We start from the raw sequence: 17,903 nt of genomic DNA on the forward strand, positions 1-17,903 counted from the left end.
TCTCCGGTACATACGTGCCGATGCCGTAAGCCTTGCTTTTGATTTCATACTCAGCCTCCTAATATTATAGGTTGGTAATATTACTAGGTGCTAACTCATGAATAAGTTTACCATGGATTCCCAGAAAATCAATTGGATTGATTTTCTCTTACTAAACATTTTGTCGAACGATTAATATTCACTAAAAAGGATTTTACTTTTACAGGGCTGTCGTTCTCTATCTATTTAATTTCAGAGACCTGGTTTGTTATACGTGCTCTAGAAGCCCCATCAAAGCTTGGAATTATTATGATGCTCACCTCCATTCCACGGGTACTGCTCATGTCAATCGGCGGTGTTCTTGCTGACCGGATGAAGCGGTCGCATGTGATCTTCATTTCCAATCTTACGAGAGGATTACTTGTACTTGGCTTAGTTCTTTTGATCATGAACGACAGTATGAACCTGATTTTCCTCGGTATATTTGCTCTTTGTTTTGGTGTACTTGATGCCTTTTACTGGCCGGCGAACCAATCCATGCTTCCCACCATCGTTGAAAAGGAGCATATGTACGCTCCAACTCTCTCATGCAGACCACTAATCAGCTATCTTTATTAACTGGCCCGGTCATCGCCGGCTTTATCATTAAATTTGGCTCCTTCAGCGGCGTTTTCGGCTGCACTTCTATCCTGCTCATCTGCAGCAGCATTCTTATCTCGCAAATCTGCTATCCAGATCAGCAATCAAAAGAAACAAAAAAAAGAGAATCCACATTTCAGCAGTTAAAGGAAGGCATTGTCTACGTCAAAAGCGTCCCCTACCTGCTCATAACGATGGCCACTTCAATTTTTGTCAATCTGTTCTTGGTCGGCCCTCTCAATATCGGATTGCCTCTAATGGTGGATCAGTATTTAAAAGGAGATGTATTGGCGTTAAGCTATCTGGAAAGCTCGCTTGCTGGCGGTATGGTAGTGGGAGCACTGCTTACTGGGCTATTGAACATAAAAAGAAAACGGCCGGTCATCAGCCTTTCTCTAATCGCTCTTCTCTCGGTCTTTAATATTTTCTTAAGCCAAATGTCCGCTCTCTGGCATGGTATTTTGCTTCTATCGATGGCAGGTGTATGCTTATCCATCTCAAATATTATCTCTCCGTCCTTAGTTCAAGAGATGACGGATAAACACATGATGGGCAGAGTGCAAAGCTTAATGGCTACAGCTTCTATGGGATTTGTCCCACTCTCATTCGCTCTTGTATCCTCTTTACTATCAGGAGGAATTCCGATTGACAAAATTATTTTGGTTTCAAGCGTGGTCCTTACCATGTTTGTGGTTCTCGTGCTTTGGAGAAGCAAAGTGATCCGAACGATGGACTAACGTGAAAAAGCTTGAAGAAGCGGACCTTCTGGAAGTGGCAGAAACAAAGCAGCTCGGTAATCTTGTGGAGAAGTATTATAAAACCGTTAATATGGAAGGTGTGCTTTACAGAGGTGATCTCCAGGCACAGGCCGAACAGCCCGAAGTAGCACTTTCACTAACCTATCAATTAATCGAACCTGCGTTAAAGCTGTATGAAAGATCTCTTGCGAAGGTAAGAGAAGAAAAAAAGCAGGGTGTTGAACTGAATGAACTCCCCTATCATGTAACGATCAATTCCTCGAGCGACCGCATGACAGCTAAAGAATGGCAGGAGTCCTTTCCTCCCATCATGAAAGCTCTTGGAAAAAAGGATAAAAAAGAGTTCGACTGGCCGGAACGCCCGGGAAAAAAGATAATGTCCGAAGAAGAAGCCAACAAAGTCGGTACGTATCAATATGTATTGATCAGCTACAGAATTGAAGATGCAGAAGAACTTGGGATTGTGACAGAAACTGAGGAAGAAAAGTAAAAAAAGCTGCGGTCTGATTGATGGACAGCATTAAGCTCTATCACACTCGATGTATTTTTCGTTTCTTTTTTCTTTTCAACAGGCATCGCAAACTGAAATTCTTCCATTCTTGTAAAACCAAATTTCGGATAAAACTCAAGAACCTCGCGATTGGCAAATAAGTAGAACGCATCTGTATTATGATAATCATTCATCACCCTTTCCATCAGCCTGCGGGCAAGCCCCTGATATCTGTAATTCGGATGGGTCATGACAGTGCCGATTTGGATTGCTTTGGTGATTTGACCGTTAATAAGTAAATCAACTTTATTTACCGATACATTCGCAACGACTTCTTCCCCTAAGGCATAAGAATAAGGGATATACTTATCTGTCCAGTATCCGGCTTGATACCATTGTTCGAAGCTAATGCCGAACGTTTTTTGAGCAAGGTTATTAAAGCTGCATCTAAGTCTATCATGATCTTTATAATTAGAAATGAGTTTCATGATTCATATTCTCCTTTTTATCTGTACTTTCATTATATCTCCACCAGTAAAATTCCATATATTAGAAGTAAAAAAGGGGCTGTCCAAGAAGTCTGGTAGCTGTTGATCTCCGCTCCAGGCTGCTCGCTTTCCGCGGGGCGTGCGGTGAGCCATACCGGCGTGAACCCCTACTTTTTGGCGCAAGCGCCTGCGGGAGTCTCACCTGTCACGCTAGTCCCGCAGGAGTCTCGCACCTTGCACTCCAATCAACTTTTCATTGAAGATTTTTCACGTCAAAGGAGCTGCCTGAAGGTCAATTTTCGACTTTCAGGACAGCCCCTTAATCGTTCTTTTTCGCTTTATTGCCAATAACTGCTGGTTTGAATAAGCCTCCGCCGTCTCCGTAATACTCTGGAACGTCTTGCGGCAAGAAAAGATCACCAAGTTTTACATCGTTCGCTACGGTTACTTTCTCTGAAGAAAATGGTACAACAACCTGTACGTTTACTTTTAAATGTACATAAACCTCAAGATATGGATTATTAATTCCTACGTTCATTGGCTTGGTTTTCAGCTCTGAATCCACGTTTCCAACCACACTCATTTCTACTGGTACGGGAGGCCCTACATCAGATAGCAAGGAGTTGTTAAATGCTGCACCTAACGGGATTTGATAGACAATCGAGTTAAGTCTGTTTCCGAATCTATCTTTTTTGGTATGCTGCTGACTCTTTATTTCATCATGAATACTTTCCGTCATTTTCCCCAAAACCTTATTAAACATTTGATAATTTAGACTGTAGGCCGGATGCTGGCCTTTTTGTTCATGGATAACAATCAATTTATTCATATCATATTGATTTGTAGTTTTAAGAATGGCATCATTGATGGCTTCATCCGCGATGTTATGGACTTCCGAACGGGCGATGTTTTTTAAGATGGGTTCAATTTTATGGTCCACTAACCAAAATGCAAAAATGGTCATACCGAGGAGCATGATCAACGAGTATAACAGCACACGTTTAAACGGCAGAGGTCCTTTCCGCAATTTCATTCGATGACCAAACATCATACACCTCCTACTTTATAGGTACGTCCGTCAGAAAGGATTTATTCCTTGCACGCTAAGAGCTTCAGTATTGCAAAACAAAGAAAAACGTGCCTGAATAAGGCACGTTCTCTTTGAAGGAAAGCTTATAAGGATATTGTTATTCCTAAGTACATTTAATTGGCATATAACCGATACGTATCGGTTAATGTTTCGCCATTTCCATAGATATTTGCTTTGGAGGGCGCGTAGAAATTAGAGCTATCGTATTTCCAATGGATTCTTACGGCCATGTATCCACCGGCTCCATAAGTGTTCTTTCCTCTCTTTTCAATGAATTGAGAGAAGCTGTCCCATGTCCTCGGCCCCACTACACCATCAACGACCAGGTTGTGCGTTTTTTGATATTGTTTAACAGCGGCTTCGGTTTTTGGACCAAAGATCCCATCGGAGTCAATGACTGACGAATCGGTATAAAATCTGAGAACATTGATAATATACTGCATGTTTTTAACTTCCACACCACGCGAATCCTTGCGTAAAATTGAATTTTTATCCCAGTCCACCGGGTGATGAAATCCTGGCGCTGAAGCTGATGCTGTTGAAAATGAAATCCCCCAGGCCATGATGACAACTGCCAAACTAGCAAGTATTTTTTTCATTTTGCCATCCCCCTTTTTTGTATGGATTTGATATTCCTTACAAATTTCCCCTCATCCTGAAGATTCCCCCTCTTCGTAAAATTAACCCTTTCTTTCTTGAGACCAATGCCCTGTTTTTCACCTGGTCTTTAGAATCAGTGTCCAACCACTGTAAGGCAGAATAGGATAGTTTGTATGTAAATAAGGAGGTTTCTGGATGAACCATTATTGCAAAAGAATGTATCCCCAATTTCCCGGACAAGGGGCTGGCCAGGGATCAGGACAGCAGACACCTGGATTCCATGGATTTTATGGCCAGGGTCAACCCAGTCAGCAAGGATTAGGCGGGCAGCCTCAGATGCCACAATTTCCCGGGATGTTCCCGGGGATGCCAGGCGGCCAGACCCAGCAAGGCGGACAGCAAGGTCAGCAGTCTCAGCAGGGACAGGGCGGGCAGCCTCAGATGCCGCAGTTTCCTGGGATGTTCCCCGGGATGCCGGGCGGGCAGGGACAGCAAGGCGGACAGCAAGGGCAGCAGCCTCAGCAAGGACAGGGCGGACAGCAGCAGATGCCGCAGTTTCCTGGCTTGTTCCCCGGGATGCCGGGCGGGCAGCAGCAAGGCGGGCAGACCCAGCAAGGTGGACAGCAAGGGCAGCAGCCTCAGCAAGGACAGGGCGGACAGCAGCAGATGCCGCAGTTTCCTGGCTTGTTCCCCGGGATGCCGGGCGGGCAGACCCAGCAAGGCGGACAGCAAGGGCAGCAGCCTCAGCAAGGACAGGGCGGACAGCAGCAGATGCCGCAATTTCCTGGCTCGTTCCCTGGGATGCCGGGCGGGCAGCAGCAAGGCGGGCAGGGACAGCAAAGCCAGCAGGTATTTTACCCATATTACGGCTATCCCGGAATGTTTTAGTCTAGTTAGTTGACCAAAATGGGCATTTGGCGGGTATTTGCTCCATTTTGGCGGGTAAATTTAAATTTTGGACGGTAAACTGATGAATTCGGCATGTAAATCTATTGTTTCGGCTTGCATTTCCATTTACCTTCCAATTTCTTCTCTTCATCAACATCAAAAACAAAGGATTCCTCCAAAAAGCATGGAGAAATCCTTTGTTTTTTTACTCATTTTTCAGTTTTATTCATGTTTTTGCGGTGTTCCTGCCATTGCTGAACACCATCGTCTTCATCAAACTCAATGGTGACATCTGCTACGCCTTTTTCCAATAAGATCTGCTCTTCAAGACGGTCTTTTATGTCGTCTGCCTGGGCGACGGTCAGCGATGGATCTACTTCGACTTCAAGTTCGACATGAAGATCTTCGCCTTCTTTAATGACGGTTACTCCGACCACATCTTTTACATCAGGATCACGCAAGACCAAATCACCAATTTTGTCTTCCATTTCCTCATCCGCTTCTCCAAGAGCCCCTGCAGCATTATCAAGAAATACTTTTCCGACAACAAAGAACATCATAAGGCCGATCAGTATTGACGCGATGCCTTCCGCTTGGTGAAACGGTGTGTAGTGGGCGATGACAATGGCGATGATAGCGAGCAGTCCGCCTGCCGTGGCTACCATATCTTCCATAAAAACAAGTTTTGTAGCTGGTTTAGCTTTTGGGAGGTAACCGAAACTTTTAGCGAATACGGCAAAACCGCTCGTGGTGTCTCCTGCATCATGCATGATCTCTTTCATTGCTTTAAAAAGGACGAATGCCTCGAGCAGGACCGCCGCTCCCAGCACAGCCAGATTGATGGCAAAGCCAGTCGATTCCGTTGGGTGAAAGATGTGTGTAAATCCTTCTTTAACTGTTTCAAACGACATGATCCCAACAATTAGAACGGCGCCCAGCAGCACGAGGTTCACAAGTCTTCCAAACCCATTAGGAAAACGGTTTGTTGCCCCTCTTTTGCTTAATGCAGAACCGATGAATACAAAGAATTGATTGGCTGCATCACCTAGACTGTGCATCGTTTCTGCAAACATGGCCACATTCCCTGTACTGAGATAGGCGCCGCCTTTAATGATGGCAATGATGGTGTTGACGATTGCCGCTAAAAATGCGGACTTATTTCCGTTTTTCAAGTGTTTAAATAGCTGCCCCATTAGTTCCACACTCTCTAATTTTTAATTTTATGTATAGAGTTCAACCTCATTCTTCCCGATTAGGTAGTTTGTCACACCTTATTTAACCTTTGTACTTCAAATGAGATTTTCAGTTAAAGGCTATTCGAATATACATAAAAAAATCCCCTCCCTTACCATTTTATAGATTAACAATTGGTAAGGAAAGAGGATTTATTATTGTATTAGCGGACCGTGCTTTCATGGAAAATCTCTCGTTTTCTTGCCGTATCTTCCAGATTAAGATTTGTTTCTATCGAGTATTTTGGACGCCGCTTTACTTCTTTAAAGATTTTTCCGATGTATTCCCCGATTACCCCTATACCTAAAAGCTGCAGTCCTCCGATAAACCATATGGAAATCATTAAGGATGACCATCCTGATTCTGTACGGCCCAAGACCTCCTGAACAATGGTATATCCTCCTAATAGTACGCTGAGGATGATGGACATCAATCCGATGAGGGTCACAAAGCGGATCGGAGCAATACTGAACGAAGTAATCCCGTCCACTGCAAAAGCGAGCATTTTCTTTAATGGATATTTTGTAGTGCCCGCCATCCGTTCTTTACGGTCGTAATAAACATTTGCAGACTTAAACCCAATGAGAGGAATGATCCCCCTCAAAAATAAGTTGTTTTCTTCATATCGGCACAGCTCATCCAAGGCCCTCTTGCTCATTAAACGAAAATCTGCGTGATTAGGAATGAGGTCTATTCCAATCTTTTGCATAAAACGATAGAAACCATTCGCTGTCGTTCGTTTTAAAAATGTATCGGTATCTCTTTTTCTTCGGACACCATACACGATCTCGCAGCCTTCATTGTATTTCAGGATAAATTCCCTGATGACGGTGATGTCATCCTGCAGATCGGCATCAATGGAAATGACACAATCCGAGAATTCCTTTGCTTTCATCAAACCAGCTAGCAAAGCGTTCTGATGGCCGGCGTTCCTGGATAATTTCAATCCAGTTACATAACCATTCACAAAGCTTTCTTCTTCAATCATGTTCCATGTCCTGTCTTCGCTGCCGTCATCCACAAACATGATTTTACTTTGTGTATGAATCAACTTTTCTGTCTCCAGGTCTTCCAGAAGATAGGTTAATTGCTTTGTTGTTTCCTGCAGTACTTCTTCTTCGTTGTAGCAGGGAACAACAATCGTTAAGATAGGTTCATTCATCAAATTCACTCCCTTTTAGCTCATCTCACCTGGTAAAGATAGATTTTCCATACCGAATGCGGGTCCGTAAATGTTTTTTCATACGTTAAATGATCTTCCCTGGCATTGACGATAGGAACAGATGAAAAGATGTACCGTCCTCCAAGCTTTTTAAACGCCTTTGTGTTTAATTGCAGGTGGTCGATTTTTTTATCCGAATCTTTCTCAAAACTATAATGCTTGCCGAGTTCTGCTGAGAATAGATAACATCGGCCGCCCCAGTGGTCAAAATAGTTCTTCAGTTTTCGGTTCTTGTCCAGTTCCTTAGAAATAATGGACCGGAATTGGTGTTTATAGGAGAGCGGATAAAAATTGTTATAGGTATCGAGCGTGTAAAATCCGTTGTATTGAGAGATCGAGGGATGCAGTCCTATGCTTGCTACCCGATACGTATATTTCGGTTTTCCAATATAGCGGTCAATTTTCTCAAAGAGCTGAGTGGAGTAAAATTCCTTGAACGAAGGGTATCCAGCGATTCGATAACGGATTTCCTCATTCAGTGTGAACAGCAATAGCAACTGAAGGATAAGCAAAACCACGGCTGTTTTTTTCCATTTACCCTTCCCCTGCCCAACAATCTTCAAGCCTACTGCGAACAAAAGATACAAAATTAACGGATGCAGAAAGTGAAACCTCGAAAAGTTAAACGTATTTAAAAGAGAGACTTGATCTTTCAGCGGCTGCCATCCTTTAAAAAACCAAAAGCCATACCATACTGATAAGACAGCATTCAATGCCATGAGAAAAAGAAAAAGAGTTTCATTTCTCCATGTCTTTTGTCTAATGACCTTCCACAGGGCCACGAATAAAAGCGGCAAAATGAAGTACGTGTGAATCGTCATCACATGAGTATGGCCCAATAGAAAATTTTTCAGCATCAGCCTTATGGAAGATGGAAAATCAAGGACAGATTCCTTGAATTCATTCCTGCTCGTCGGTGCCTGTGGAAGCAGAAGTGAATACACCAGGCGGTATTCAGTCACCATGTAGATCAAAATCATAAAGCTGATACTAATGAGGAATTTAAAATTCCACTTTCTCTTTCTCCACACATCTGTTATCCACAATAAAGCCATAGCAAAGAGAAAAAAGAAAAAACCTAATACAAAGCTGGAGTAAAAGGGCAGCAGGAGAAGGACCAGCCATTCCTTACGACCTGATGCCTGATTGCGAATATTTAAAAACGCCCATAATGCGAGCGGCATTCCGAGGGTGCTCAGCATGCCTGAAGGCCAAAAAGGCGTTAAAGCAAAGGCTAAGGCAACACCAACACGGATAAACGATAATTCCTGCTCTTTCACAAAATGATCTTTCAGCAGCAGGTACATCCCAATAAAAGCAAACACCCGTGTTATCGCCTGTGATATGGCATAGGCTTGCATTGCTGGAAACAACGCATGCAGCCATACGATGCCGCTGAATTCCGTTTCAAAGGCATCCCTCGGCAGGCCGTTGATCACTTGCGGTATGACAGCGTGAATATTTCCAAACAGCTGTCCGCTGTGAACGAGAACCCGGTACCACGCGATATTGGAATCCATATTATCATGGACTCGGATGTGAACATTCTCTCCTAAAATAAAAAGCGGAGAGAGATAGATCAGAAGAATGATCCATGCACCATACAAGTATTTTGATTCTCTTGATATAGGCCTCCTTACCATTTCGTAAAGCTCCTGTCTTGATGTATTGGCAAAACATTTTTAGTGGTTAAGCGTGCTGAGTAAAAGACATCGCCGGTTCTAAAATGGACTGGATAAACTTTGCCATCTGATCTGGCGACAGCATCTCTATGCCTTTTTCATACGCTTTTTTGGCAGCATGCCATTTTTTCAATTCGGGTTTATTGCCTAAGACCCTATGCAGCTGCTCTTCAATGGATTGAGATCTTTCAAGCCGGAAAACCAGATTCTTTTCTTCCAAATATTCAAGATTGATCTCTTCCTGTCCCGGTAGCACGGAATGAACGAAGATGGGCAGGTTTTTCTGCAGCGCTTCACTCACTGTGATTCCCCCCGGCTTCGTCACTACAGCATCGACCCGGTCGTACCATTCGTTCATCTCTTGCCTTGAAGCAATGTATGGAAGAGGATGAATATGATCCGCATCCAGCTGCCTGATTTTTTCATACAGCTTACGGTTATTTCCGCAAAGCACAAAATAGTCGAAAGCACCAGACGTTTCAGCAGCTGTTATTAACTCATAAATATCCCCTAAACCGCTGCTCCCTCCTGAGATCAAGATTTTTCTCCGGCTGCTCTCACTGCTCCGTTTTTCTGTTTTCGTAAATTGCTCATGCACAGGAATTCCTGATACGATGATGTTTTTATGAGAAATGTGATGGTCTGTCACTAATTTTGATTTCATATCCTGGTTTGGGACAAAGTGATAGTCAATTTCTTCCCTGCCCCATACGTCGTTGATAAAAAAGTCCGTATATACATTCATGACCGGAACCTGGCACTTTCCTTTCCGCTTCAATGCACTCAAAAGGTAAGACGGGATGCTGTGTGTACATACAATAACGTCCGGCTGTTCATCCTCCAGAAGCTTTTCCATTTTTTTCAGAAACAAAATTTCATAACCCTTGAACGAATGGACCTTTCTCATCGTTGAATAGGTAAAATTTTTATAAACGAGATCGTAGGTTCCCGGCATGAGTTTGATCCACTTGAGATACGTTCCCGTCACCATCTTTTCTAGCGAAACATTCATATAGCTTAACAAGTCCACTTTCTTTAAGACGATATCCTTTTTTCTGATCTTCAACATATCAATTAACGCCTCGGCAGCCTGATGATGCCCTGACGGCATTTGCAAAAACGGTAGAAACAATATTTTCTTCATTCTTCATCACCTATTTTTATAAATGGATTTTGCTTAAAAGTCCCTACACTAGTAAAAAGACGAGAAAGATCGCAAAAAGTTCATTTAGAAATAAAAAAAGTCCTTAACAAGTAGTTAAAGACTTCAATGCTTATATTTATTTCCCCCGCCGCAATCTGCTGTACAGCCATTGAATGGACATTCCAAGTGATAGACAATAGAGGATAAAAAAGACGATGCCTCCGATGACCGGGAAATTAAAAATAGATACGATTAAAAAAGATCCTGTCAAATAGACGATCCAAGCTGGTTTGTTCTCTAATCCGGCGATCCTCTTTGCCGTTTCTTTACTTAAAACCGCCATTCCAGCTATGAAAGAAATCAAAGGGAACAACAGAAGAATAATGGAGATCGGGATGCCGATAACGGTAATGCCCAGTAACAGGCTTAAAATCAGGATCGCCAGACTTGTGATAGCTCCTGACAAAATGAAACGAGCCGCTTTTCCTTTGGTGATTTCTGCAAAGCTGCTGAATCTTTTATTCAACGACAGGCCTGCCAAAATGGTTAACAGAACAAGAACAATGCTTCCAATGAGCCGCATCAGCCAGCCGCCGACCAATACCATTCCCCCAAGAAACAGGCTGTTCTGAGATGGACTGTCCAAGTTGATCGATACTATATTCTCTGTAACATTGGAACCGGGCTCCTGTTTGACATGCCCTCCAACAACAAGAACCAACTCTTTAATTTTGGCTTGTCGCTTAATGTTCACATCTCCATTAAAAACGATTACTGCCGTTTTGACCTTTCCCTTTATGACCGCATCGTGCCCAAACACAATCACATTTTCTACACTTTGGTTGAACGGAATAACGACTTCTTTTGATTTCATAATGTTCTTCTCTGCAGCATAAGCCGTAGGGCTAAGCAGCGGCATACTGGCAAATAACATGATGATCAACGAGATAAAAATATGGAATCTTTTCATGGCCGCCCTCCTACCCTGTTGTTTTTGTGCCTAATAATCGCCGTACGGACCATCCGGAAGCAAATAAAATAATCAATGTAAGAACAAGAATTACTTCGAGCAGGTTAGGAAGTCCGCCTGCAACGGCAAATGCTGAATGCAGCAGACTAAACGAAATAGAAGTTAAGGTCATTCCAACGTGTATGCTTTTATAGATTACAGGTATCATGATCCATACGATACTGATGATTACCAAAGCACTGAAACCTGTAGCAAAGATCCATTTCCATGAAAGAAGCCGGTCAGGTGAACTTTCAGCTTGAATTTGATTAAGCACCGCCTGTTCAATCCGCCATTCATCCGGCTCTGCGCCATGATAAACAGAAGACAGCAGTTCTTTTAACTCATTCAGTTCTTGCAGCTCTTTCCAGCATTCATTGCAGGTCTTGCTATGTTCCTCAATCTTTGTACGTTCATCCCTGTTTAATTCTTCATCCACATATGCAGAAAGAAGCTCTTTTACTTCATCATGCATCCCGATCACCCCTCATGAGTTCTCTCCTTAATTCTGTTCGAGCCATATTGATTCTGGATTTAACGGTTCCTGCCGGTATTTCTAAAATATCTGCAATCTCCTGGTAAGAGAATCCTTGTACATCCCGTAATACGATCACGGTACGATGCTCAGCCGAAAGCTTTTGCATCGCAAACTGAAGATTCATTTTCAACTGTGCGTTTTCAACTTCAGAATGGGTGCTTGGCAGCCGTTCTGTTTTTTCCGGATCCACATGCAGCACAGGCGACTTTTCAGCTTTCTTTATCCGGTCATAACATAAGTTTGTAACGATTCGTGTTAACCAAGAGGCGAAGGCATAATCCTGCTTCAAATGATGAAGTGAAAAATAAGCTTTTACGAAAGCTTCCTGAGTAATATCTTCCGCTTCCATTTGATCATGGACCATCGCAAAGGCATGCCGGTACACTTTCCCTTTATATTTTCGAACGATTTTTGAAAAGGAATCCTGATCTCCTTTTTTGGCGTTTACGATTAATTGCTGGAGTTCGTGGTCCACACTTTATTCACCCGCTTCTAGACAAACTGCCTCAACGAATTGTCTTCTAATAAAATGACGTCAAAAATAAGAATAAGTTCATTTTACTCTTAAAATTTTTAATACGTTTATTTTACCTATAATTTTCATAAATAAAAAAGCTCTCTCCAAGTTTCCTTGGAAACAGCCTTTCAATCGCCTTTAGCTTCAGCCTTTTTCCAAACTTTCCCCATGAATACGGCCGCTGCACCAATGATTGCCGCAAGAAGAAGGCTCACATAAAAACCTGGACGGATGGTCTTCTCAGCCATCGTGCCGCTGATGCTCGCTAAAAGAAGAACGATTCCTAACATGGAGAATACTTTACCCCACACCTTTTGTTTCAGAACCTTTAAGGATGAAACAATAATGAACAGCCAGTTATAAAGAAGCAATATCCCTGCAGCTGTTGTAATGTATTCATAAATCTTTCCCGGCAGAAGTAAAGCCGTAATGATGGAAGCCAGCAGACCGGCAGCTCCGATCCCCAGTGAGGCCAAGGGGAGGTCCTTCAGCTTTTTCACTTTTTTGCTAAAAACGCCAGGTGCATCTCCATCCTCAGACATCGTACATAAAAGGTTTGTTACTCCAAACAGTGAAGCGGTCATTGTAGAAAATCCCGCAATGATAATGGCACCGTTAAACACATGGGGAAAAAACGGAAGATGATAATCACTCAATGCGGTAACAAAAGGACTTTCTTTATCATCAAAGGCATGCTGAAACACCATTGTAACGGCTAGGCCCATGGAAAGCACATAAATACCTGTAAGCAGAATCATCATCGCTTTTCCTGCTTTAGGGCCATCCTCTTTCTTCTTCAGCTGCATGGCCATTAAACCGATGACTTCAATACCTCCAAACGCATAGAACGCATAGATGAGTGAGGACCAAAACCCACGAAAGCCATCATGAAAAAGCACCTGTAAACTGTCCGGCAGGCCCGGTTTCTTCCCTTCGCCGTCAATCCAGCCGGCCATTGCTGCTGCCGCTATAATAATGAACATTAAGATAGCCGCCACCTTTACAATCGCGAGAATATCCTCAATTTTGTCGAATCCTTTTGTTCCGGTCAAAACAACAGCGATCGCCAATACGGCATAACCTGCAGCAAACACCCATAGCGGAACATTGTGAAACCAAAAACGAGACAGGATGGAAAGTGCCGTCAGCTGGCTCCCCATCACAAGAATATTGGAAATCCAATAGTTCCAGCCACAGCTGAACCCAGCCCAGCGTCCAAACGCTTTTTTAGCATACGCACAAAAAGATCCTTTCTGCGGATCTTCGGCCGTCATTTGGGCGAGAACATTAAAAACAATATATGTACCGATTGCTGCCAGGATAAAAGAGATAACGATCGAAGGTCCGGTCATCTTAATGCCTATGGAAGATCCTAAGAAATAACCCGTTCCGATCGTGCAGCCCACTCCCATTAAAGAGAGCTGCCACCATTTTAAGTCCCCGCTCTTGCTGTCTCGGCCGGCCGAAGAACTGCAGCTTTTTTTACTCATCACATCACCCCTGATCTTTTTCTATTGTTTGTAGGATCGGGGGGATTCTATACTGAAATGCAGCAAAAAACCGCGTATTCTTGGTTTTGAAATCAAGCACTATCACCTTTTATAAAGTTCGAGTGTAATTTAATAATTTCAGGCTCGTCAATGAATCCCTTCTATTATTAATACTAGAATAATATTGAAAGGATAAAATGTGTAAAATTTTTTAAATGTTCAGTTTTTGATAGCGGTTAAAGTGAATGATAAAGTAAAATAATTGTAAGGCAAGAAAGGAGATGTTTAATAAATGGATAATCATATTCGTATTCAAGGCAGTGAACGTAAACCCCTCCCCAATGCTAGAGAACTTGGCCCAGCAGACCCAAATGACACGCTATCTGTGACATTATTTGTACGTCGCTCCGCTATTCAATCTGCTTTAAAGACGATCGTAAAAGAAATGGAAGTTCGTCATCCAAATGAACGTAATTACCTTAATCATGAAGAATTTTCAAAAACCCACCGTGCCGTTCCGGAAGACTTAAAGAAAATAGAGGAATTTGCCGATCGTTATGGACTTGAAGTCAAAGAGGTAAACGCTGCTGCAGGTACAATCGTGTTATCAGGAACGATCGCCACAGTGAATAAAGCCTTTAAAGTTGAACTTGGCACTTATGAACATCCCGAATTTACTTATCGGGGACGCACAGGTTATGTTCACATACCCGAAAACCTCAAAGATATTGTACAAGCCGTTTTGGGCTTAGATAACCGGCCGCAAACAAAGCCACATTTTCGAATCCGTAGAGAAAATATAGAGACCGCCAAACAGAGGAAAACGGGAAGTTCCTTTACACCGCCACAAGTAGCCAAGCTTTATAATTTTCCTGCAGATATCAATTGCAAAGACCAATGTATCGGTATTATTGAATTAGGTGGCGGGTATCGAAATACAGACCTAAAGGAATATTTTACTCGTCTTGGCGTACCAGTTCCTCACATTACGGACGTTTCCATTAAAGGAGCTAAAAATAAACCAACAGGTAGTCCTGATGGGCCTGATGGTGAAGTTGTGCTAGATATTGAGGTAGCAGCTGCGGTTGCTCCTGGCGTAAAAATCGCGATGTATTTCGCTCCGAATACAGATGCAGGATTCTTAAAAGCCATTACAACAGCCATTCACGATACCAATAATAAACCTTCCGTCATTTCGATTAGTTGGGGAGCTTCCGAAAGTGAATGGACGAATCAGGCCACAGTGGCCATGAATCAAGTCTTCCATGATGCAGCGGCACTTGGAGTGACGATATGCTGTGCTTCAGGGGATAATGGTTCTTTTGACGGGGTAAATGATGGACTTGCCCATGTAGACTTTCCAGCTTCGAGCCCTTATGTCCTGGCTTGCGGGGGCACACGTCTAGAGGGGGCTGGCCAGACCATTCAGAAGGAAGTGGTTTGGAATGAAGGAGAACATGGGGCGACCGGAGGAGGAGTCAGTGATGTTTTTAATCTGCCAGATTGGCAGGCAAATGCTCAAGTTCCTGCATCTGTAAACCCAGGAGGAAGAGTAGGACGCGGGGTTCCTGATGTAGCGGGTAATGCGGATCCTGCTACTGGATATGAAGTTCAAGCAGATGGACAACAATTTGTTGTGGGAGGAACAAGCGCAGTCGCTCCACTTTGGGCAGGTTTAATTGCGATGATTAACCAAAAATTAGAACATCCTTTGGGCTTTGTGAATCCTTTTCTCTATCAATTACAGGTACAAGATCAACCCCTTCATGACATTACAGAGGGGAACAATATAGGATATGATTCCCATGCAGGATGGGATGCCTGTACAGGTCTTGGGAGTCCTGATGGAACGAAATTGCTGAATGTACTGGCCTCCTTATCGAACACGGGAATCTCATCGGAATAATTACCAAAAGTGATGAAAAGGGGCTGTCCAAGAAGTCTGTAAGCTGTTGATTTCCGTACCAGGGTGCTCGCTTTCCGCGGGGCGTGCGGTGAGCTTCTTGGCGCAAGCGCCTGCGGGAGTCTCACCTGTCACGCTAGTCCCGCAGGAGTCTCGCACCTTCCACTTCAATCAACTTTTCATTGAAGATTTTCAAGCCAAAAAGGAGCTGCTGAAGGTCAATTTTCGACTTTCAGGACAGCCCCTTTTGTGTTTGATTAGAACCGTTACCTAACTCGTGTCTAAACAATATTTATGCCACGAAAGGCAAGCAGAATAAATCATCAGCAAATTCAAAGCTCTGTTATCCTTAATAATTTAAAGGACGGTATAAAGCTGTAGCTTATCAATTTCATCCCCTGGTATTTCCACACCCCTATTTCTTACGGTAATTTGAATACTTGATTCATCTGAGGACAATCCAATATAAATTTCCTTTGGTTCAAACGAATACTTCACACGGTGACTTAACTTTTCCACAATGTCAGTCTCATTGACGAGATATTACATTAAGAAGTATCAAGCAAACCTGCTGATGTCTGTCATTCCAATTTCAATAGCTTCCTCAAAATCCGTGATGCTTAGTTCTTTCAAGATGTCCCAACAGTCAGAGTGTTCATGCGGTATAGATTTGAAACTTATCAGCTGATTTTTTCATCATCAACAATAAGGACTTTCCCTTTCTATGATTCTTTGCTGCAGCTGAAAACATAGGCCGGCGGTACATTCCTTAGCTCTTTCTTTACGTTAATGTCAGAGAAGTACTCTTCAATCATTTTCCTTTTCCATTTTGTATATTGAAACGTAATAAATTTACCGTCTTGATGGAGCGCGGCTTTTGAACTTATTAAAATTGAATCTGACATTTCCTTTGGCAGACTGGCAAACGGCAGACCTGAAACAATGGCGTCTGCATAAGGAATGTTGTACATCTTCATATAAAGATGCAGGTTTTCCGCAGAACCATTAACAACATAGAAATTTTTCTCATCTTTGTATTTATATGCTAATCGTTTATAAAATTCTCTATTATACTCTATAATCAAGATTGTAGTTTTCTCATTTCGTTTATCAAGCAATTTATCAGTGAAGACTCCCGTCCCTGGTCCCAGTTCAATAATGTAGGAGGCAGAGTTAAAATCGATTTCTCCTACCATTTTTGCAGCAAGATATGTGGAACTCGGGAGAATGGCTCCGACCGTTCTTGGCTTAACGATGTATTGAGAAACAAAAGATAAGGACACTGTAACACACTCCGTTGGTTTGAATTTATAGTTCTATCATAAAATTCAAACCTTAAGAATCGTGTGCAGAAATTATTAAGATTTATTAAGATTAGGAGTTGATGATGTGGAATTATTTATTTGCAGCACATGCGGTGTTCAGTACCAGCAATCTGAGCAGCCTCCTTCAGAGTGCATCATTTGCAATGAAGAGAGGCAGTATGTTAATCCGGCTGGCCAAAAATGGACAACACTTAAAGAAATGAGAGCTGACGATTTTTGCAACATCATCAAGGAAGATGAGCCAAACCTGTACAGTATACATACCCAGCCAGACTTTGCCATCTCACAGACGGCTTACCTTGTTCAAAGCGAAGGTTTCAATCTTTTATGGGATTGCATTACCTACCTTGACAAAGCTACGATTGAAGCGGTTGAACAGCTTGGAGGTATCGATGCGATTGCCCTTTCCCATCCCCATTATTATTCAAGCCAGGTAGAGTGGGCAGAAACGTTCAACGTACCGATCTACATACATGAAGGCGATAAAGAATGGGTCACCCGCACAAGCAGCCATATTCATTTTTGGTCCGGTGAGAAGCTTGAACTTAGCAAGGGATTGACGCTGCACCATCTGGGCGGCCACTTTAAGGGAGGAGCAGTCCTTCACTGGGCTGATGGCAGCCAAAGAAAGGGTGTCCTTTTAACAGGAGACGTCATACAGGTGGTGGCTGACCGCAGCTGGGTCAGTTTTATGTACAGCTATCCTAACCTTATCCCTCTGCCTGCTTCCGTTGTTAGCCGTATAGCCGATAATGTTAAGGATTTACAATTTAATCGCTTGTACAATGCTTTTCACAGAGTCGTACAAGAAAATGCGTCAAAAGCTGTTCAAAGATCCGCAGAACGATATATTAAAGCTATTCAAGGAGAGCTCTTTACTACTTAAAAGAAAGCTTGTTAGTCCCATG

The 17,903-nt window shown here is 42.8% G+C and carries 20 protein-coding genes; 8 read left to right on the forward strand and 12 right to left on the reverse strand.

What is annotated here, in order from left to right:
- Positions 1–207: 207 nt before the first annotated feature.
- The 3 genes from AR335_RS25190 to AR335_RS12050 are packed head-to-tail and all read left to right on the forward strand — an operon-like array spanning position 208 to position 1,866.
- Positions 208–597, forward strand: coding sequence for an MFS transporter (locus tag AR335_RS25190; protein ID WP_369795831.1), 390 nt, complete (start codon positions 208–210; stop codon positions 595–597).
- Entirely contained in the window at positions 567–1,355 is a 789-nt protein-coding gene (locus AR335_RS12045; RefSeq protein WP_062235919.1) for an MFS transporter, read from the forward strand. The genes AR335_RS25190 and AR335_RS12045 overlap by 31 nt, the downstream gene beginning before the upstream one ends.
- 1 nt (position 1,356) lies before the next feature.
- Positions 1,357–1,866 carry a hypothetical protein gene (locus AR335_RS12050; RefSeq protein ID WP_062235922.1) on the forward strand — a complete coding sequence of 170 codons (510 nt, stop codon included), beginning with the start codon at positions 1,357–1,359 and terminating at the stop codon, positions 1,864–1,866.
- Here the strand turns inward: AR335_RS12050 and AR335_RS12055 are convergent.
- Positions 1,806–2,354 carry a GNAT family N-acetyltransferase gene (locus tag AR335_RS12055; RefSeq protein ID WP_062235925.1) on the reverse strand — a complete coding sequence of 183 codons (549 nt, stop codon included), beginning with the start codon at positions 2,352–2,354 and terminating at the stop codon, positions 1,806–1,808. The genes AR335_RS12050 and AR335_RS12055 overlap by 61 nt on opposite strands.
- Positions 2,355–2,456: 102 nt before the next feature.
- On the opposite strand from AR335_RS12055, the gene AR335_RS24025 reads away from it, so the two are divergent.
- Positions 2,457–2,705 carry a hypothetical protein gene (locus AR335_RS24025; protein ID WP_156418951.1) on the forward strand — a complete coding sequence of 83 codons (249 nt, stop codon included), beginning with the start codon at positions 2,457–2,459 and terminating at the stop codon, positions 2,703–2,705.
- On the opposite strand, the gene yunB is transcribed toward AR335_RS24025, so the two are convergent.
- Together yunB and AR335_RS12065 are read right to left on the reverse strand one after the other, a co-directional pair.
- Positions 2,674–3,402 (reverse strand): sporulation protein YunB, encoded by a 729-nt coding sequence (gene yunB / locus AR335_RS12060; protein WP_062235928.1) that lies wholly within the window; start codon positions 3,400–3,402, stop codon positions 2,674–2,676. The two genes, AR335_RS24025 and yunB, sit on opposite strands and share 32 nt — an antisense overlap.
- Positions 3,403–3,557: 155 nt before the next feature.
- Complete coding sequence (locus AR335_RS12065) at positions 3,558–4,043, reverse strand: peptidoglycan-binding domain-containing protein (protein WP_062235931.1); 486 nt, start codon at positions 4,041–4,043, stop codon at positions 3,558–3,560.
- 196 nt (positions 4,044–4,239) lie between these two features.
- Here AR335_RS12065 and AR335_RS12070 point away from each other — a divergent pair, with 196 nt between their 5' ends.
- Entirely contained in the window at positions 4,240–4,932 is a 693-nt protein-coding gene (locus tag AR335_RS12070) for a hypothetical protein (protein WP_062235934.1), read from the forward strand.
- Positions 4,933–5,141: 209 nt separating this feature from the next.
- On the opposite strand, the gene AR335_RS12075 is transcribed toward AR335_RS12070, so the two are convergent.
- From AR335_RS12075 to AR335_RS12110, 8 genes are all read right to left on the reverse strand, one after another.
- A complete protein-coding gene (locus tag AR335_RS12075; RefSeq protein ID WP_062235936.1) occupies positions 5,142–6,125 on the reverse strand; it encodes a cation diffusion facilitator family transporter in 984 nt (327 codons plus the stop codon).
- Between the two features lie 203 nt (positions 6,126–6,328).
- Positions 6,329–7,327: a glycosyltransferase family 2 protein gene (locus AR335_RS12080; RefSeq protein WP_062235939.1), complete on the reverse strand. Its 999-nt coding sequence runs from the start codon at positions 7,325–7,327 to the stop codon at positions 6,329–6,331.
- A 20-nt stretch (positions 7,328–7,347) separates the two neighbouring features.
- Complete coding sequence (locus tag AR335_RS12085; protein WP_062235942.1) at positions 7,348–9,030, reverse strand: DUF6044 family protein; 1,683 nt, start codon at positions 9,028–9,030, stop codon at positions 7,348–7,350.
- Between the two features lie 46 nt (positions 9,031–9,076).
- Positions 9,077–10,213 carry an MGDG synthase family glycosyltransferase gene (locus AR335_RS12090; RefSeq protein WP_062235945.1) on the reverse strand — a complete coding sequence of 379 codons (1,137 nt, stop codon included), beginning with the start codon at positions 10,211–10,213 and terminating at the stop codon, positions 9,077–9,079.
- Between the two features lie 136 nt (positions 10,214–10,349).
- Complete coding sequence (locus AR335_RS12095) at positions 10,350–11,183, reverse strand: hypothetical protein (RefSeq protein ID WP_053355279.1); 834 nt, start codon at positions 11,181–11,183, stop codon at positions 10,350–10,352.
- Between the two features lie 10 nt (positions 11,184–11,193).
- Positions 11,194–11,697, reverse strand: coding sequence for an anti-sigma factor family protein (locus tag AR335_RS12100; RefSeq protein WP_053355280.1), 504 nt, complete (start codon positions 11,695–11,697; stop codon positions 11,194–11,196).
- Entirely contained in the window at positions 11,690–12,235 is a 546-nt protein-coding gene (locus AR335_RS12105) for an RNA polymerase sigma factor (protein ID WP_062235948.1), read from the reverse strand. Before AR335_RS12105 ends, AR335_RS12100 begins: the two co-directional genes overlap by 8 nt.
- 170 nt (positions 12,236–12,405) lie before the next feature.
- Positions 12,406–13,767 (reverse strand): amino acid permease, encoded by a 1,362-nt coding sequence (locus tag AR335_RS12110; protein WP_062235952.1) that lies wholly within the window; start codon positions 13,765–13,767, stop codon positions 12,406–12,408.
- A 292-nt stretch (positions 13,768–14,059) separates the two neighbouring features.
- On the opposite strand from AR335_RS12110, the gene AR335_RS12115 reads away from it, so the two are divergent.
- Positions 14,060–15,673, forward strand: coding sequence for a S53 family peptidase (locus AR335_RS12115; protein WP_062235955.1), 1,614 nt, complete (start codon positions 14,060–14,062; stop codon positions 15,671–15,673).
- A gap of 46 nt (positions 15,674–15,719) precedes the next feature.
- Complete coding sequence (locus AR335_RS24030; protein WP_156418952.1) at positions 15,720–15,944, forward strand: hypothetical protein; 225 nt, start codon at positions 15,720–15,722, stop codon at positions 15,942–15,944.
- Between the two features lie 448 nt (positions 15,945–16,392).
- Here the strand turns inward: AR335_RS24030 and AR335_RS12120 are convergent, their stop codons facing one another.
- Positions 16,393–16,953 carry a class I SAM-dependent methyltransferase gene (locus tag AR335_RS12120; RefSeq protein WP_062235958.1) on the reverse strand — a complete coding sequence of 187 codons (561 nt, stop codon included), beginning with the start codon at positions 16,951–16,953 and terminating at the stop codon, positions 16,393–16,395.
- Between the two features lie 106 nt (positions 16,954–17,059).
- Here AR335_RS12120 and AR335_RS12125 point away from each other — a divergent pair, with 106 nt between their 5' ends.
- Positions 17,060–17,881, forward strand: a complete 822-nt coding sequence (locus AR335_RS12125) for an MBL fold metallo-hydrolase (RefSeq protein WP_062235961.1) — start codon at positions 17,060–17,062, stop codon at positions 17,879–17,881.
- Positions 17,882–17,903: the final 22 nt, after the last annotated feature.

This window comes from Fictibacillus sp. FJAT-27399, assembly GCF_001510655.1.
In the GTDB taxonomy this organism is placed as follows: Bacteria; Bacillota; Bacilli; order Bacillales; family Fictibacillaceae; genus Fictibacillus_C; species Fictibacillus_C marinisediminis.

Coding starts and splice junctions, on each gene's coding strand:
- AR335_RS12075 (WP_062235936.1), bottom strand. CDS start 6,125: ATGGGGCAGCTATTTAAACACTTGAAAAACGGAAATAAGTCCGCATTT.
- AR335_RS12095 (WP_053355279.1), bottom strand. CDS start 11,183: ATGAAAAGATTCCATATTTTTATCTCGTTGATCATCATGTTATTTGCC.
- AR335_RS12110 (WP_062235952.1), bottom strand. CDS start 13,767: ATGAGTAAAAAAAGCTGCAGTTCTTCGGCCGGCCGAGACAGCAAGAGC.
- AR335_RS12055 (WP_062235925.1), bottom strand. CDS start 2,354: ATGAAACTCATTTCTAATTATAAAGATCATGATAGACTTAGATGCAGC.
- AR335_RS12090 (WP_062235945.1), bottom strand. CDS start 10,213: ATGAAGAAAATATTGTTTCTACCGTTTTTGCAAATGCCGTCAGGGCAT.
- AR335_RS12100 (WP_053355280.1), bottom strand. CDS start 11,697: ATGCATGATGAAGTAAAAGAGCTTCTTTCTGCATATGTGGATGAAGAA.
- AR335_RS12045 (WP_062235919.1), top strand. CDS start 567: ATGCAGACCACTAATCAGCTATCTTTATTAACTGGCCCGGTCATCGCC.
- yunB (WP_062235928.1), bottom strand. CDS start 3,402: ATGTTTGGTCATCGAATGAAATTGCGGAAAGGACCTCTGCCGTTTAAA.
- AR335_RS12115 (WP_062235955.1), top strand. CDS start 14,060: ATGGATAATCATATTCGTATTCAAGGCAGTGAACGTAAACCCCTCCCC.
- AR335_RS12070 (WP_062235934.1), top strand. CDS start 4,240: ATGAACCATTATTGCAAAAGAATGTATCCCCAATTTCCCGGACAAGGG.
- AR335_RS12085 (WP_062235942.1), bottom strand. CDS start 9,030: ATGGTAAGGAGGCCTATATCAAGAGAATCAAAATACTTGTATGGTGCA.
- AR335_RS12065 (WP_062235931.1), bottom strand. CDS start 4,043: ATGAAAAAAATACTTGCTAGTTTGGCAGTTGTCATCATGGCCTGGGGG.
- AR335_RS12080 (WP_062235939.1), bottom strand. CDS start 7,327: ATGAATGAACCTATCTTAACGATTGTTGTTCCCTGCTACAACGAAGAA.